Source organism: Sphaerisporangium sp. NPDC004334 (genome assembly GCF_053602655.1).
This window is the reverse complement of the sequence record NZ_JBSGDZ010000033.1, coordinates 73,324-85,938: the sequence shown is the minus strand read 5'-3', so window position 1 is coordinate 85,938 and position 12,615 is coordinate 73,324. Positions and strand designations below refer to the sequence as shown.

Genomic DNA, 12,615 nt, shown 5'->3' with positions numbered 1-12,615 from the left:
CAACCGTTCCGCCGATCCTGAGGAGAGAGAACCCGAGATGAGCAACCCCTTCGACAACCCCGACGGCGTCTACTCGGTGCTGGTCAACGCCGAGGGGCAGCACAGCCTGTGGCCGGACTTCGCCGAGGTCCCCGCCGGGTGGACCGCCGTCCACGGGCCCGCCGCCCGCCAGGAGTGCCTCGCCTACATCGAGGCCAACTGGACCGACATGCGCCCGAAGAGCCTGGTGGACCAGGACGGCTGACCCCGAGGGCGTACGCGAGAAGGGCCGGGCCGCGATGGGAGTCGCGGGCCGGCCCTTCTCCGCGGGCGGTGCCCGGTGTGCCGGGGCGGGTCAGGAGGCCGGTTCGGTGACCTCGGTGGCGGGAGAGCCGTCGACGGCGGCCGCGAGCTGCGGCGCCAGCCGGTCGAGCGTGTACGGCAGGCTCAGCACCGAGACGAACGAGAAGGCGTTGCCGTAGTCGCCGGTCTCCTTGACGAAGACCTCGCGGCCCTGCCGGACGACCTTCAGGTCGCCGTACAGCTTGTCCTTGTGGAGCTTGGCCGCGTCCGCCGCGGGGTCGGCGACGATCCACACGATCGCGCCGGTGTCCAGCAGGTCGGTGCGCTCCTTGCTGATGTTGGCGCCGAACTGGTCGCCCACGGCCTGCTGCAGGCCGGAGGGCAGCGTGAAGCCCAGCGAGCTCAGAATGCGCGAGCGGTTGTCCTGCGGTCCGTACACGAAGATCCCCTGGTACGGGGTGGCGATCACCGCGGTGGCGCCGTCGAACTCCGGGTGCGCCTGCTTGGCGGCGGTGAACTCGGCCTCGACGCCCGCGACGAGCCTCTTGGCCTCCGCCTCCTTGCCCAGCGCCCTGCCGATGATCTCGGTCTGCCGCTGCCACGGGACGCCGTAGTCGGCGTAGTCCTTGGGCTGGGCCACCACGGGGGCGATCTTCGACAGGGTCGCGTACTGCTCCTTGGTCAGCCCCGAGTACAAAGCGAAGATCAGGTCGGGGGCCAGTGAGGCGATCTTCTCCACCTGCGGTCCCGTGCCGGTGTCCTTGAGCACGGTGGGCGCGGCGGCGGCGCCCAGCCGGTCGGTGGCCCAGGGGCCGATGGCGCCCTTGTAGCCGCCCAGCCATTCGGTGGTGCCGACCGGCACCGAGCCGAGAGCCAGTACGGAGTCCTGGTCGGTCAGCCCGACCGTCACGATCCGCTTGGGCGCGGCGGCGATGGTGGTGCCGCCGTATTTGTGCTCGATGGTCACCGGGAAGGCGCCGCCGCCGGGGGCGCCGGAGGGGTCGGCGGCGCTGGGGGCGGAGCCGCCGCCGGATCCGGTGCCGGAGCCGCAGGCGGCGACGGTGCCGCAGAGCAGCAGGACGGAGGCGAGCACCCCGGCGAGCCGGGTGCCTCTGGTGGAACGGGACATCGAGATTTCCTTCGGCTTTCGTCAGAGGATCGGTGCGTTGTGCGTGGGGGGAAGGTGGAGTGCGCCGGAACGGGCGTCCGACCAGGACTCCCAGAGCGCGGCGTAGGGTCCGCCGGCGGCGAGCAGTTCGTCGTGGAGGCCGCTCTCCACGACCCGGCCGCCGTCCATGATGACGACGCGGTCGGCGGTCGCGGCCTGGGTGAGGCGGTGCGCCACCACCAGGGCTGTACGGCCCTCGATCGCCCGCAGGGCGGCCTGCTCCAGGGCACGGGCCCCGGTGCTGCCCGCCTCGGCCGTGGCCTCGTCGAGCACCGCCACCGGCGGGTCGGCCAGGACGAGCCGGGCGAGGGCCAGTTGCTGTGTCCGCATGGCGGTGAGGCGGTGACCGCCGTCGCCGACGACCGTCCAAAGGCCCTCCGGCAGCGCTTCCACCCAGGTCAGGGCCTCCACGCGGGCCAGGGCCTCGCGCAGGTCGCCGTCGGTCGCCTCCGGGCGGGCCAGCCGCAGGTCCTCGGCCAGCGGCCCGGCGAAGACGTGCGTCTCCTGGGTGATCAGTGCCACCGCGGGGCCCGGCCGGTCCCGCTCAGGGACGGCCAGTCGTACCGAGCCCTGCGTCGGGCGGTGGACGCCGGCGATGAGCTTGGCGAGCGTCGTCTTGCCCGCCCCGCTGGCGCCGACCAACGCGACACGCTCGCCGCGGCGGATGACGAGATCGACATCGTGCAGCACGGACCGCCCGGCCTCGTACGCGTGCCCGACCCCGCTGACCGTCACCACGGGGTCCCCCGGAAGCAGCGAGCCTCCGGCATCCTCCGCGCGCCCCGCCCCCTCCGACGACGCCCCCTCCGACGACGGCTCCGCTGACGCCCCCTCGGATGACTGCCCACCCAATGCCGGCCGCTCGGGTGCCGGCAGGCCGGGTGCCGGTCGCTCGGACGAAGCCCGTTCGGGTGCCGGTCGCTCGGGTGCCCGGCCGGGTACGGGGTCCTCGGGTGCCGGCTGGTCGGCGACGGCGACCAGCCGGGCGAGGCTCGCGGCGGCCGACTGGGCGTCGTCGGCCAGGACCAGCGCGGAGTTGATCGGCGCGAACAGGCTGTGGAAGTACAGCGCCGCGGCCGTCGCGGTGCCGATGGACACCGCGCCGCCGCGCACGAGGAGGAAACCGGCGACCAGGACCGCCGCCAGGCCGATGTACTCCGCCACGTGCAGGCGGCTGTAGAACCGCAGCACTAGCCGTACCCCGCGCATGGTCAGCTCCACCGCCGACCACGACCGCTGCGTCACCCGCTTTTCGTGCTCGGCCTCCAGCCGGAACGCCCGGACGGTGGAGGCGCCGCTGATGCTGTCCAGGAGTTGCTGCCGCTGCGCCCCGTCGGCGACGCGCTGCCGCTCGTACAACGGCACGGCGTTGCGCACGTACCAGCGCGCGGTGTGCGCCTGGATCGGCACCACCAGCAGCGCCGCGAGCAGGAACCGCCAGTCGAGCACGGCCAGCGCTGCGAAAGTGAGCACGATGGCCAGTAGTGAGCGGGCCAGTTCGGGAAGGGCGGTCCGCACGGCCTCGGCCACGCGCGAGACGTCACCGGTGACCCGGGCGGTGAGGTCCCCGGACCCGGCCTGCTCCACCTGCGCGAGGGGAAGCCGAAGGGCGCGTCCGACGAACCGCTCGCGCAGCCGGGCGAGCGCGGTCTCCCCGAGCCGCGATATCAGGGACAGCCCGAGCGCGGTGCCGGCGCCCTGGACGACGGCGACCAGCACCAGCAGCGCGGCGGGCGCGGTGAGGGCCTGCGCGGGGCGCCGTCCGGCGACCAGGTCGACGATGTGCCCCAGCAGTGGCTGGATGAGCAGGCCGGCGGCCGTGGCGGCGACCATCACCGCGAACCCGCCGAACGCCAGGCCCCGGTGCGGTCGCAGCAGTTCCCTCGCGGCGGCCCAGGTCCGTGCCGGGCTCGCCGTGGGCAGCAGCGCCCGTCCCTCCTCAGGGCGGACGGGCGCGGACGTGGCCGGTGTCAGGCGATCCCCGGCGACGTCCGTCCCCGCCCCACCGCCGGACATGTCGGTACCGCCGGACATGTCGGTAACGCCGCCCATGCCGGCACCGCGAGACATGTCGGGGCTGCCGGGCGTGCCGGTGCCGCCTGTCGCACTGGCGTCGCGTGTCATGCCGGTGCCGTGGGGCGTGCCGGTGTCGCCTGTCATGCCAGCACCGCCGTGCGGTAGGCGGCGTGACGTCGCACCAGTTCGGCGTGCGGGGCGGTGTCGGTGACCTGGCCGTCGTCGAGCAGGATCACCCGGTCGGTGACCGCGAGCAGCGCGGGGCTGGTGGTGACCAAGATCGTGGTGCGGCCGCGGCGGAACTCGCGGATACCGGCGGCGACGCGTGACTCGGTGACCGCGTCCACCGCGGTGGTCGGGTCGTGAAGCACCAGCACGGGCCGTTCGGCGGCCAGGGCCCGGGCCAGGGCCACGCGCTGGCGCTGCCCGCCGGACAGCGAGCTTCCGCGCTCGCCCACCGCCGTGTCGCCGCCGAGCGGCAGGGCCCGGACGATCTCGTCGGCCCCGGCCGCCGCCAGCGCGCGGGCGATCCGGCCGGAGCCGGCGTCGCCGGGCGCCGCGGCCCCGACGTTGTCGTGCAGGGTGCCCTCGAACAGCTCCGCGTCGTGGTCGGCGACCAGCACCGCCATGCGCAGGTCGGCCGGGTCGAACTCGTTCAGCGGTACGCCGTCCAGCTCGATCACCCCGGAGTCGGGGTCGGAGCGGCGGCCGAGACAGCGCAGCAGCGCCGTGGCGTCCGCCGGATCGGTGGCGGCCACGCCGAGCACCTCGCCGGGGGCGACGTCGAGGTCCACCTGGCGGAGCCCGCCGTGGCTGACGCCGCGCAGCCGGACCGCGCCCCGCACGGGCCGCGCCGGCCGCGCGCCGCCGGAGGTCACCTGCGGCGGCGCGGACAGCACCTCGGCTATGCGCGCCGCCGAGGCCCGGCCCTGGGCGACGTCGGCGTTGACGTAGGAGAACACCTCCAGCGGTCCCAGCAGGAACAGGGCGAGACCGACCGCGGAGACGAGCTGGCCCAGGCTGATGTCGCCCTGGAGGGCGAGCCGGCCGCCGGTGAGCGCGACGACGGCGATCAGGCATCCCGTGAGGGTCAGCACCATGCCGTTCTGCAGTGCCTCCGCCCGGGCCGCCCGCAGCGTGGCCGCCAGCGAGTCGCGGCTGGCGCGCCGGTAGCGGGCGACGGCCGCCGACTCGGCGCCGATGCCCTTGAGCACGCGAAGCCCGGTCACCAGGTCGGTGGCGACACCGGAGGCGTGCGCGGCACGCTCCTGCTCGGCTTCACTGCGGCGCTCCAGGGGCTTGCCGAGCAGATGCCCGAGCCAGAGCAGTACGGGCGTCCCGGCCAGCACCGTGAGGCCGAGCGGCACGGAGATCCGCAGCAGCACCACGGCGCCGACCAGGAGCCCCGTCAGCGCCGAGATGCCGATCATCACGGCCATGGCGACGGCGCCGACGCGCTTGGCGTCCTCGGTCGCGATGGTGGCCAGGGTGCCCGGCAGCCTGCCGTTCTCCGCCCCGCCGCCGGGATCCAGCACGCGGCGTACCAGTTCGACGCGGAGCGCGTGGGCGCTCCGCTCGGCGGCTCGCTCCCCGGCGCGGGCGCCGAAGCGGAAACCGAACGACAGCCCCACGTACACGACGGCGAGCACCGCGAGCCACCCCAGCAGCGCCCCGGCGTCGCCGCCGGCGACGGCCTGGTCGATCACGACGCCGATCAGGACGGGGACCAGGGCCTCGCCGGCCTGGTGACCGGCTCCGAGCACCGACCCGAGCGCGAGGTCGCGCCGCTGTCCCCGGATGGCGCGCAGCAGTACCGCCCGCCCGGGCGCACCCGTCCGCGCCCGCGAGAAGCCGCCGGTCCCGAGGCCGCCGGCATCGGCGCCGGGCGCGGTGCCGCCGGCACCGGGGTCGCCGGTCACCCTGTGGCCCTGGGGGAGGAGGCGGAGGGCACGTGCGGGCGTCCGGCCGGGCCCAGGATGGAGCCGAGGATCTCTCCGGCCCGCACGGCGGTGGTCGACAGCAGCGTGGAAGTGAGGCCGTGGGTGTGCTCGGTCGCGCCCTGCAGGTAGATGCCGCAGTCCATGCCGCCGGCGGTCTCCAGGCGGTGGTCGCGGCCCACGCGCAGGCCGCCGCGCTCGTCGCGCAGGCAGTACGCGCCGGCCGCGCCGAGCAGGTCCAGCGGGTCGACCGGCCGGTACCCGGTGGCGTAGACCACGGCGTCCGCCCGCAGCCTCTCCACCTCGCCGCCGGCCAGCGACCGCACGGTCACCTCCACATGGGTGCCCTCGTCGCTCAGCCCGGTCACCCGGGACATGTTCATGACGCGAAGGCGCTCGGTCCCGGCCGCCCGCTCCTCGTACACCCGCCGGTAGAGCTCCCGCAGCAGGTCGAGGTCGACGACGGCGTAGTTGGTGTTGGCGTGGTAGTCCAGCAGCATGCGCTTCACCGGTTCGGGGGAGGCGTAGAAGTCGTCCACGGCGGCCGGGTCGAAGATCCGGTTGGCGAAGGGGCTGTCGTCGGCGGGGCTGTACCCGTAGCGGGCGAACACGGCGCAGATCTCGGCGCCGGGAAACCTGCGGTGCAGGTGCTCTGTGACCTCGGCGCCGCTCTGCCCGGCGCCCACGACGACGAACCGGCGCGGCGGGGAGGTCAGGCCGTCCAGTCGGGTGAGCAGCTCCTGGCTGTGCCACACCCGGCCGTCGGTCACCATCCCGTCCGGCAGCGTGGGCCGCAGACCGGCCGCGACCACCAGATTCCGGGCGCGGCAGGTCGCGAGCTCGCCGTCCGGCCCGCCGCGCTGGACGACGACGTCGAGCAGCTCCACCCGCCCGTCCGCGTCCTCGACCGGCCGCACGGTGACGACCTCGGCGCCGTACCGCACCCGGTCGTCGAAGTCGGCGGCCACCCAGGACAGGTAGTCGTGGAACTCCAGCCGGGTCGGGTACATCGTCTTGAGGTTGATGAAGTCGGCCAGCCTGCCCTTCGCGTGCAGGTAATTGACGAAGCTGTGGCGGCTGACCGGGTTGCGCATGGTGACCAGGTCCTTCAGGAAGGACACCTGCATCGTCGCGCCGTCGAGGAGCATGTCGCGGTGCCAGCCGAACGCCTCCTGCTTCTCCAGGAACACCGCGTCCAGAGGGCTGTCCCCGCGCTCGGCGAGGGCGACGGCGAGGGCGAGGTTGGACGGGCCGAAGCCGATGCCGACGAGATCATAGACGCGGGTCATGGCGTCCGCTCCTTCATACGGTCTGGTCCTTCATGCGATGGGGGCGATGCCGGGAAGGGCTGGACGAGGTAATGATTAGGTATGCCTAACCTAAATAAGGTAAGGCAGGCCTAAGTAACCATCCCGTGCGCACGGCTGTCAAGCTCGGGGCGGAGCCGAGCGGGGGCGAGGGAGGCCAGGTGGGGTCGGACGGGGCCGCTAGGGGTTTCGTCCGGGACCGGGCGCCCCGGCGCCGGACGGACCGCGGGTACGCCGGAGTGTCTGGGACACGCGCGGTCCGCGGCCGAAATGGCGTTCCATGGCGTTCAATCTCATGATCAGTCATGACGATTGGAATTATTTGCCCAGGTCACCGTGATCCCGGCCTCCATCTCGGGTATGGCGAAATTGATCCGTTCCGAGAAGCAAAACGGGAGGCGGTGAGGTCATGACTAGACCGACCGGCCTGGAGGCGCACCCCGACATCGTGGCCATGAGAGCCAAGTACGAGCGGGCGAGCTCCAGCATGGCGGCGCAGGTGATAGACGGGCTGACGCTCCTGGCGGGGCTCTATCTCGCGATATCCCCGTGGGTGGTGGGGTTCAACGGCCTGTCGCGGCTGTCGGTGAGCAACATGGTCACCGGGCTGGCCCTGGCCGCCCTCGCCCTGGGGTTCGCGTCGGCGTTCGGCCGGACGTACGGGCTGACGTGGATCGCGCCGATCCTCGGGGTCTGGACGATCCTGTCCCCGTGGATCATCCGGTCCCACACGACCGGGTCGATCTGGAACAACGTCATCACCGGCATCGTCATCCTGCTGCTCGGCCTCGGCGCCATGGCGGTGGGAAACCGCAAGATGCCGATGCGGCAGTAACGGAGTGCCCGGCCGGGTGTGGCGGGCGCGCCTCGCCACACCCGCTGCGCGCTCCCGCCGGCGGCCAGGCGGCAACCTGGACGGCCCGGCCGTTTGCCGCGCTCAGCACGGGTATGGGGTCCTCGTGGAGCTGCGACAGAGCAATCCCGCCGAACCGGGCATCCGCCGCAGGCGCCGGGGACGCGGGTTCAGCTATCACTGGCCGGACGGCCGGCCGGTGAAGAACCGGCGGACGCTGGAGAGGCTCAAAGCCCTCGCCATCCCGCCGGCGTGGCGCGAGGTATGGATCTGCCGGGACGCCGACGGCCACGTCCAGGCCGTAGGGACCGACACCGCCGGCCGGCGGCAGTACCGCTACCACGACGTGTGGCGGGAGGAGCAAGATCGTGTCAAGTTCGACCGCGTGTGCGAGATGGCGCGCAGGCTCCCCGCCTTCCGTGAACGCGTCGGCAAGGACCTGCAGCGGCGCGGCCTCGGCCGCGACCGCGTGCTGGCCGCCGCGGCCCGCATGCTCGACATCGGCTTCTTCCGCGTCGGCGGCGAGTCCTACGAGTCCTACGGGCTCGCCACCCTGCGAACCGAGCATGTGACCTGCGGAAACGGCATGGTCACCTGCTCCTACCCGGCCAAGGGCGGCAAGCCCAGGGAGGTTCGGCTCATCGACGCCGAGGTCTGCAAGGTGGTCACCGCGCTGCACCGCGACGGCGGCGACGGAGAGCTGCTGCGCTACCAGGAGGGCTCGGTCTGGGTGGACGTGCGCAGCGAGGACATCAACGCCTACCTGCGCGAGACCATGGACTTCGAGGTGACGGCCAAGGACTTCCGCACCTGGCACGCCACCGTGCTGGCGGCGGTCGGCCTGGCCGTCTCCGCCCGGGCCCGCAACAGGACCGGCAGGAAGCGCGCCGTCAGCCGTGTGATGAACGAGGTGGCCGACTACCTCGGCAACACCCCGGCCGTGGCGCGGGCCTCCTACGTCGACCCCCGGGTGATCGACGCCTTCGACAAGGGCCGCACGATCGAGCGGGCGCTGGTCGAGCTCGGCGCCGACGCCGGGTTCGGCCAGCTCGCGACGCACGGCGGCGTCGAACGGGCGGTGATCAGCCTGCTCCGCCGTTCATAGCCGCTCCCGGCCGGCGCCGCGCTGCCGGAGCCGGGGAAAGGAAGGGGAACAGCCATGACCGACCTGAAGGACGGCCGCGCGGCCGCCACGGACCTGGGAGACGGCCGGCCCGCCGCGAACCCGTACGCCTCCCTGTCGACCGCCGAGCTGGTCCGGCACCTGTCGGAGGACGTGTCCCGGCTGGTCAAGGACGAGATCCGGCTGGCCGCCATCGAGCTCACCGGCAAGGGCCGCAAGGCCGGCCTCGGCGCCGGCCTGTTCGGCGGCGCCGGAGTGGTCGCCCTGTACGGCGGCGGGGCGCTGGTCGCCGCGCTGATCCTGCTGGTGGCCCAGGCGCTCGCGCCCTGGATCTCCGCCCTGATCGTGGGCGTGGTGCTGCTGATCGTCGCCGCCGTGCTCGCGCTCGTGGGCAAGCGGCAGGTCGCCAGGGCCACGCCGCCCCTGCCGCAGGAGGCCATCCGCAGCATCAAGGCCGATGTCGACGCCGTGAAGGAGAGTGCACACCGATGACCGAGAACGACCCGATCGGCGCGGACCACCGCCCCACCGCGGGCGAAGTGGGCCTGCGCAGACAGGAGCCGGGCACCGCGACGCCTGAGTCCGCCGGCCCCTCGCTCAACGTGCCCGAGGTCCACGCGCCGCCCAAGCCGTACGTGAAGCCCGTGGTCAGCCACGGCAGGGGCGACCCGCTCGCCGGGCTGTCCGAGACGCCCGTCCGCGCCGCCGAATCCACGCCGGCGGCCGAGCCCGGACACGCGGCCGCCGAGTCCGGCCACGGTTCGCCCGACGGGCACGGTTCGCCCGACGGCGGGCACGGCGGCACGCGCGTCTCGGAGGCCGACCGGCTGCGGGACGACATCGTGCGCACCCGCGAGGAGCTCGGCCGCACGGTCGAGGCGCTCGCGCACAAGGTCGACGTGAAGTCCCGCGCCCAGCGCAAGGTGGCCGAGACCAAGGCCGCCGCCAAGGAGAAGGTGACCGAGACCACGGCCGCGGCCAGGGACAAGGTGACCGGCACCACCGCCGCCGCGAAGGAGAAGGCCGCTGAGATGGCCGACCGCCTGCGCGGCGTCGCCCACACCCGGACCGGCGAGGGGGCCACCGGCATGGACACCGAGATGGACACCGGCCTGGGCCTCGGCCCGGGCACAGGGGAGACGGCCCGTGAGCCTGTTCCCGAGCGGCTCAGAAGTGTGGCGGAGCAGGTTTCCACCCAGGCGCGCCGCCGTCCTGGTGTGATCATCGCGGCGGGCGCCGCCACCGTGGCCGGGGCGGGGCTGCTCGCCTGGGCGCAGCGGCGCGCCCGTCCCGGCACCGCCCACGAGGCGTGGCACGCGGCCCGTCAAGCCCGCGACCGCATGCTGTCCCGCCGCACCTGACCACCCCGCCGCGCCACGCCGCGCCACGCCGCGGTGCGCTGCCCGCGGGGAACGGCGCGGCCGGCGGCGGAGGCGCGGTGTGCGGGCGGGTGGTCTCTCGTCAGGCCGATCGGACGGGAAACAGTCGGTCATGGGAGGCATGTCGCGGTTGTCGGCGCCGAAGCGGCGGCGGATGCTCGACAGGCGTCATCAGGCGTCATCAGGCGTCATCAGGCGTCATCAGGCGCCGTCCGCGTAGCACCGTCGTCCGCTTCGCCGCCGACCGCCCGTTCGACGGCCCGTCCGCCATCCCCCCGTCCGCTCCGCCGCGCAGTGCGCGGCGCACTTCGCACGAGGGGAACCGCATGCCGCCGCATCCCAACATGGACCCCGAGCTGGCCGCGGGGCTGGAGCACGCCTTCATCCCGCCGATCGACTTCGCCCGGATGTCCCCCGAGGACCTGCCTGCCCTGCGACGGCGGATGGCTGGCGCGTTCGCGGCCATGCCGCCGATGACCGGTCCGGGCGTCACGGTCGAGGACCAGCGTGTGCCCGGCCCGGACGGCGCGCCCGACCTCAGGCTCCGCGTCTACCGGCCCGCCGAGCGCCGCGGCCCGACGCCGCTGCCGTGCCTGTACTGGATCCACGGCGGCGGGATGATCCTCGGCCTGGTGGAGATGGACGACGCCCGGGTGGCGACCTTCGTGCGCGACGTGGGTTGCGTGGCGGTCTCGGTGGAGTACCGCCTGGCTCCCGAGCACCCGTACCCCGCCCCGGTCGAGGACTGCTACGCCGGCCTGGTGTGGACGGCGAAGAACGCCGGCGACCTCGGCGTCGACCCCGCGCGCATCGCCGTCGGCGGAGGGAGCGCCGGCGGAGGGCTCGCTGCGGGCACCGTCCTGCTGGCCCGCGACCGCGGCACCCCCGCCGTCGCGTTCCAGCTGCTGCTGGCGCCCATGCTCGACGACCGGGGAACCACCCCCTCGTCCCTGCGGTCGGAGGATGCGGTGGCGTGGAACAGCGCCGCCAACGCCTTCGGCTGGCGGGCGCTGCTGGGCGAGGCGGCCGGGTCCGCCGGCGTGCCGCCGTACGCGGCGCCGGCCAGGGCGGAGGACCTGTCCGGGCTGCCGCCCGCCTACATCGACGTCGGCGAGCTGGAGGTCTTCCGCGACGAGTGCGCCGACTACGCCCGCCGGCTCGTCCAGGCGGAGGTGTCCACCGAGTTCCACATGTACCCGGGGGCCTTCCACGGGTTCGACGCGCTGGTGCCGGGCGCCGAGCTGAGCCGCAGAGCCGTCGCCGGACGCTCCGCCGCCCTGCGCCGCGCCCTCGCCCGTTGAAAGGCGTGCCCGCCGCGCCCGCGGCGGGCCGGGCGGCGCGGCGGTCAGCCGGCGAGGAGGCGGGCCAGCAGCGCGCCGCAGCCGGCGGCGGCCAGCCCGGCCGCCACGCTCAGGGCGACGTTCAGCGCCGACAGCAGCCGTGCGCCGTTCTGGACCAGGCGGAGCGTCTCGTAGCCGAAGGTCGAGTACGTGGTCAGCGCGCCGCAGAACCCGGTGCCCAGCAACGCCATCACCCCGTCGCCCGCGGGCAGCGCCACGAGGAAGCCGAGCAGCGCCGAGCCGGAGACGTTCACGGTGAAAGTGCCCCAGGGGAAGGCCGCGTCGTGCCGTGCCTGCACGAAGCGGTCGGTCAGGTAGCGCAGCGGGGCGCCCAGCGCCGCGCCGAGGATCACCAGCAGCACACTCACGGCGCGGTCCCGCCGGGCCGGGCGGTGTAACGGATCACCTCGACCTGGTCCAGGACGACCAGCCCCTCGGTCACCAGCTCGTCCAGGCGGGGCAGGAAGGCGCGGACGCGCTCCTCGGCGTCCACGATGATGACCACGACGGGCAGGTCCTCCGACAGCGACAGGATGCGGGAGGTGTGGATGCGCGAGGTCGCGCCGAAGCCCTCGATGCCGCGCACGACGCTCGCCCCGGCGAGCCCCGCCTCGTGGGCGCGGCGGACGATCTCGTGGTACAGCGGCCGGTGGTGCCACTGGTCGGACTCGCCGACGAAGACCGACAGCCGGAGGGCGGGGCCCTGGAGCTTCATCGTCTTCACCATGTCCGCCATGCCGGCCTCGTCCCTGGTCATGACCGCCCCGTGCGGAGCAGCCGCAGCGCCGCGCGGGTGAGCACGGCGCCCGCGTACACGGCGGGCACGGCGCACAGCACCGTCCCCGCCAGGTAGGCGAGCGCGACGCCGGGCGCTCCGGCGGCGGTCGCGCGGCCGATGTCCACGATGTACCCCGAGAAGGTGGTGAACCCGCCGAGGACGCCCACCCCGAGGAAGGGGCGCAGCAGCCGGTGCACCTGGCCCGCCTCGGCGATCGTGGTCATCAGCACGCCGATCAGCAGGCATCCGGCCACATTGATGCCGAAGGTCGTCCACGGGAACCCGCCGGGCGGATGCGGGAAGGCGGCGCCGAGCCAGAAGCGGGCGAGCGCGCCGATCACCCCGCCCGCGGAGATCACGCCGAGGGTGTCCCAGGGGACCGGCGAGCCGTCCATGGCACCGACCCTATCGGCGGGAGCCGGACGGCCGGAT

Annotated in this window: 13 protein-coding genes; 6 read left to right on the top strand and 7 right to left on the bottom strand. The window is 74.0% G+C overall.

Features of this window, described 5'->3' with window-relative positions:
- The first annotated feature begins 37 nt into the window (after positions 1-37).
- A complete protein-coding gene (locus tag ACWEN6_RS34130) occupies positions 38-244 on the top strand; it encodes an MbtH family protein (RefSeq protein WP_380832115.1) in 207 nt (68 codons plus the stop codon).
- Between the two features lie 90 nt (positions 245-334).
- Here ACWEN6_RS34130 and ACWEN6_RS34125 read toward each other — a convergent pair whose 3' ends face one another.
- From ACWEN6_RS34125 to ACWEN6_RS34110, 4 genes are read right to left on the bottom strand one after another with little or no spacing between them, the layout of a single operon-like run.
- On the bottom strand, positions 335-1,411 hold the full coding sequence (locus ACWEN6_RS34125; RefSeq protein ID WP_452576076.1) for an iron-siderophore ABC transporter substrate-binding protein: 1,077 nt from the start codon (positions 1,409-1,411) through the stop codon (positions 335-337).
- Positions 1,412-1,432: 21 nt separating this feature from the next.
- Positions 1,433-3,610, bottom strand: coding sequence for an ABC transporter ATP-binding protein (locus ACWEN6_RS34120; protein ID WP_452576074.1), 2,178 nt, complete (start codon positions 3,608-3,610; stop codon positions 1,433-1,435).
- The gene (locus ACWEN6_RS34115; protein WP_452576072.1) at positions 3,607-5,385 is read right to left on the bottom strand and encodes an ABC transporter ATP-binding protein; all 1,779 of its coding nucleotides are present in this window, start codon (positions 5,383-5,385) and stop codon (positions 3,607-3,609) included. Before ACWEN6_RS34115 ends, ACWEN6_RS34120 begins: the two co-directional genes overlap by 4 nt.
- Positions 5,382-6,692: a lysine N(6)-hydroxylase/L-ornithine N(5)-oxygenase family protein gene (locus tag ACWEN6_RS34110; RefSeq protein ID WP_452576070.1), complete on the bottom strand. Its 1,311-nt coding sequence runs from the start codon at positions 6,690-6,692 to the stop codon at positions 5,382-5,384. Before ACWEN6_RS34110 ends, ACWEN6_RS34115 begins: the two co-directional genes overlap by 4 nt.
- Before the next feature lie 427 nt (positions 6,693-7,119).
- Between ACWEN6_RS34110 and ACWEN6_RS34105 the strand changes: the two genes are divergently transcribed.
- The 5 genes from ACWEN6_RS34105 to ACWEN6_RS34085 all read left to right on the top strand — a co-directional run bounded on the left by ACWEN6_RS34105 (position 7,120) and on the right by ACWEN6_RS34085 (position 11,366).
- Entirely contained in the window at positions 7,120-7,545 is a 426-nt protein-coding gene (locus tag ACWEN6_RS34105; protein ID WP_354847720.1) for an SPW repeat protein, read from the top strand.
- 124 nt (positions 7,546-7,669) lie between these two features.
- Complete coding sequence (locus ACWEN6_RS34100; protein ID WP_452576068.1) at positions 7,670-8,668, top strand: DNA topoisomerase IB; 999 nt, start codon at positions 7,670-7,672, stop codon at positions 8,666-8,668.
- A 54-nt stretch (positions 8,669-8,722) separates the two neighbouring features.
- Positions 8,723-9,178, top strand: a complete 456-nt coding sequence (locus ACWEN6_RS34095) for a phage holin family protein (RefSeq protein WP_354847725.1) — start codon at positions 8,723-8,725, stop codon at positions 9,176-9,178.
- Positions 9,175-10,047 (top strand): DUF3618 domain-containing protein, encoded by an 873-nt coding sequence (locus ACWEN6_RS34090; RefSeq protein ID WP_452576066.1) that lies wholly within the window; start codon positions 9,175-9,177, stop codon positions 10,045-10,047. The genes ACWEN6_RS34095 and ACWEN6_RS34090 overlap by 4 nt, the downstream gene beginning before the upstream one ends.
- A 344-nt stretch (positions 10,048-10,391) precedes the next feature.
- A complete protein-coding gene (locus tag ACWEN6_RS34085) occupies positions 10,392-11,366 on the top strand; it encodes an alpha/beta hydrolase (RefSeq protein WP_452576064.1) in 975 nt (324 codons plus the stop codon).
- Between the two features lie 44 nt (positions 11,367-11,410).
- Here the strand turns inward: ACWEN6_RS34085 and crcB are convergent, their stop codons facing one another.
- From crcB to ACWEN6_RS34070, 3 genes are read right to left on the bottom strand one after another with little or no spacing between them, the layout of a single operon-like run.
- A complete protein-coding gene (gene crcB, locus ACWEN6_RS34080) occupies positions 11,411-11,773 on the bottom strand; it encodes a fluoride efflux transporter CrcB (RefSeq protein ID WP_452576062.1) in 363 nt (120 codons plus the stop codon).
- The gene (locus tag ACWEN6_RS34075) at positions 11,770-12,162 is read right to left on the bottom strand and encodes a DUF190 domain-containing protein (RefSeq protein WP_452576060.1); all 393 of its coding nucleotides are present in this window, start codon (positions 12,160-12,162) and stop codon (positions 11,770-11,772) included. Before ACWEN6_RS34075 ends, crcB begins: the two co-directional genes overlap by 4 nt.
- Complete coding sequence (locus tag ACWEN6_RS34070; RefSeq protein WP_452576058.1) at positions 12,159-12,578, bottom strand: fluoride efflux transporter FluC; 420 nt, start codon at positions 12,576-12,578, stop codon at positions 12,159-12,161. Before ACWEN6_RS34070 ends, ACWEN6_RS34075 begins: the two co-directional genes overlap by 4 nt.
- Positions 12,579-12,615 lie beyond the last annotated feature (37 nt).

Coding starts and splice junctions, on each gene's coding strand:
- ACWEN6_RS34130 (WP_380832115.1), top strand. CDS start 38: ATGAGCAACCCCTTCGACAACCCCGACGGCGTCTACTCGGTGCTGGTC.
- ACWEN6_RS34125 (WP_452576076.1), bottom strand. CDS start 1,411: ATGTCCCGTTCCACCAGAGGCACCCGGCTCGCCGGGGTGCTCGCCTCC.
- ACWEN6_RS34120 (WP_452576074.1), bottom strand. CDS start 3,610: ATGACAGGCGACACCGGCACGCCCCACGGCACCGGCATGACACGCGAC.
- ACWEN6_RS34110 (WP_452576070.1), bottom strand. CDS start 6,692: ATGACCCGCGTCTATGATCTCGTCGGCATCGGCTTCGGCCCGTCCAAC.
- ACWEN6_RS34105 (WP_354847720.1), top strand. CDS start 7,120: ATGACTAGACCGACCGGCCTGGAGGCGCACCCCGACATCGTGGCCATG.
- ACWEN6_RS34095 (WP_354847725.1), top strand. CDS start 8,723: ATGACCGACCTGAAGGACGGCCGCGCGGCCGCCACGGACCTGGGAGAC.
- ACWEN6_RS34090 (WP_452576066.1), top strand. CDS start 9,175: ATGACCGAGAACGACCCGATCGGCGCGGACCACCGCCCCACCGCGGGC.
- ACWEN6_RS34085 (WP_452576064.1), top strand. CDS start 10,392: ATGCCGCCGCATCCCAACATGGACCCCGAGCTGGCCGCGGGGCTGGAG.
- ACWEN6_RS34075 (WP_452576060.1), bottom strand. CDS start 12,162: ATGACCAGGGACGAGGCCGGCATGGCGGACATGGTGAAGACGATGAAG.
- ACWEN6_RS34070 (WP_452576058.1), bottom strand. CDS start 12,578: ATGGACGGCTCGCCGGTCCCCTGGGACACCCTCGGCGTGATCTCCGCG.